Source organism: Acinetobacter sp. CFCC 10889, from assembly GCF_003268395.1.
Classification (GTDB): Bacteria; Pseudomonadota; Gammaproteobacteria; order Pseudomonadales; family Moraxellaceae; genus Acinetobacter.
The window spans coordinates 1-2,588 of the sequence record NZ_LQXQ01000134.1 but is presented as its reverse complement, the minus strand read 5'-3'; the positions used below and the strand labels follow the sequence as shown (position 1 = coordinate 2,588).

General features: G+C 40.4%; 1 protein-coding gene. It reads right to left on the bottom strand.

Features of this window, described 5'->3' with window-relative positions:
- A partial coding sequence (locus tag AVJ19_RS20885) for an ESPR-type extended signal peptide-containing protein (RefSeq protein ID WP_265736100.1) occupies nt 1-2,588 on the bottom strand: 2,588 nt, incomplete at both ends.

Genomic DNA, 2,588 nt, shown 5'->3' with positions numbered 1-2,588 from the left:
CGCACCCGCTGTAACATTAGTAACATTCAAGTTAGGATTTAACTTAACTTGTACACCTGTTGCTGTCGCTACGGTTGTAATATTTGTATCACCTGTAACAGCAACACTATCACCTAATTTTTTAATACCCGTTGAACCACTGTCACCATTAAATGTGAGCCCTGTATTATCTACAGCTGTTTTTGCATCAATGCCTTTTTGAATGTCCGATTTAGTTGCAGTCGATAAATCAAGTGCATAGTCAGTGACATTGGTTGTTGTATCTTTTGCACCTTTCGATACAGTTAAAGCAGAACTAGTAGAAACGCTTGTACCATCAGCATTTACAGTATAAGTATCTTGACCAGTTGCAGATGTAACTTTCGTTACACTCGTTACATTAGTGCCATTCGTAACAATAGTTTTTGCAGCTTGTACATCCGAAATATTTGCAGCATTGGTTCCCACAATTCCGCCACTAGCAAGTCCGGTGATTTGCTTATTGTTAAGTGCAGCACCACCGTTTAAATTGCTGATACCTGTAACAGTTTGCGTACCGCCTACAGTACTATTGCCTGTTACTGTGCTATTACCATTGACTTGTAAACCTGTAGAAGTCACTGTTCCCGCAAATACTGGTGCATCAACAATATTATATTTATATGTATTTGTTGCAGCATCATACTCAGCAGTTGTATTCTTACCATCTGAAAAAGTAATCGTCTCACCCAACTTCACATTATCCGCAGTTCCATTATTTGCTTTGAAGTTTAAACCTTGATCTGCTGTTGCTTGTGCTGTATCCGCATTTGATAATGCAGTATCTGCAGTTGCTTGTGCTGTATCCGCAGCTGCTTTTGCTACTACAGCTTTACCATCTGCTATTGATGCATTTGTAATTGCATTATTCGCTGTGGTTTGTGCTGTAGTAACATTCGTATTCGTTGCAAATAACTGACTACCATTTATAGCTTCCTTTGAAGTTGATGTCAGTGCACCATTGTTTACATTAATAATTTTTTGACTATTCGCATCAAAACCATTGGCTTTAACTTGACCTGCAAATGTTGGTGCATCAGCAATCTGAATATCAACAGTATTACCTGTAATAACTGTTTTAACATTATTATTTGAACTAGCAGCAGTAGAACCACCTTTGATATTAAGCGTTGATCCTAATTTTTGATCATTTGTGCCACTATTACCTGTAACAGTAATCGCTTTATTGACTGCTGTATCGAGTCCTGTAAGTGCTTCTGCTACAGTATTCACATCGCCTGTTTTTGTTCCAGCAAAAGGATTTGTTGTGACATTATAGATTGGTTTTGTATATGTATCTGTCAAAGGATTATAAGCTGCTCCACCACCAAGTGCATTTGTATTCCCTACCGCACGATTATTGACATCTTTTAACTGAGCAACAGTTACAGCATCGGAGTCTAAAGCACCGTCAGCAAGGTTTTGAATACGGCGATTCGCAGTACCATTTCCGACAGAAACGACAGCTGAAGTAGATAATGGTTGACCTGTTAAATAACCTGTACCTGATGCAGCAGTTGTTGTTGTATTTGAACCGAGCGCCACACTATCTGCAGTGGTAGCATTTGCCCCTTTACCAATCGCAATACTATTATTAACACTTGATGAAGCATTATTACCAATCGCAATTGAATCAGTCCCTGCGCTAGTTGCTGTACGTCCTTGAGCGATACTTCCTACACCATCAGCATAAGCAAAACGTCCTAATGCGATTGCTTCACTTGCTGCACGGTTACCCAAACCCACAGCAACTGAACCAACACCTGTAACAGCGTTACTTATCCCTAATGCCGTATTAAATCCCGTACCTGTTGAAATGTTTCCTGCACCAACTACGACACTTTGAAAATTAGTATTAGCTTTATTAAATGAGCCAATACCTACTCCACCACCAAACGTCACATTATTTTGATTACCTATCGCAATCGCTGTAGAACTAACATCTGTCACACCACTTGCAAAAGGAGGATTGCTATTACCATTTCGTATATCAGTCAGTAATTGTCCTTGTCCAGTGCTACTATCAGCTATTGATTTATTACCAATCGCAATATCATTGAGTGCTTTAGCCTGTGATGCATAACCGATCGCAGTTGAGTTTATGCCTGAAGCTTTAGAATTATAACCAAAGGCACTTGCACCTACTGCTGTGGCAGCAGTGAAATTTGTTCCATCATGATTCCCTGCACCCACTGCTGTTGAGTTCGCTTGAGTAGCTTGAGCGTCATTCCCTACAGCAAGAGAACCCGTACCATTCGCATCTGCACCTGAGCCAAAAGCTGTCGAACTATTTGCTGTGGCATATGAGTCATTTCCTATAGCAATAGCATATGTTCCTGTTGCAGAGGCAACATTAGAACCAGAACCTCCAGCTATACCAATTGATCCTGTTCCTGTAGCATTACCACCACTTCCCCCTGTATATGCAGCCATTGCATTTGGACTAAACGTCACCATTAAGCCAATCGTTGCTGCACCAATAATCTTGGTTACTTTTGAAGATTTTGTTTTGCCTTTAGCAAGTTCTGAAACTGCCACCCATGTACCTAAGGTCGCATTCCAAATTACGG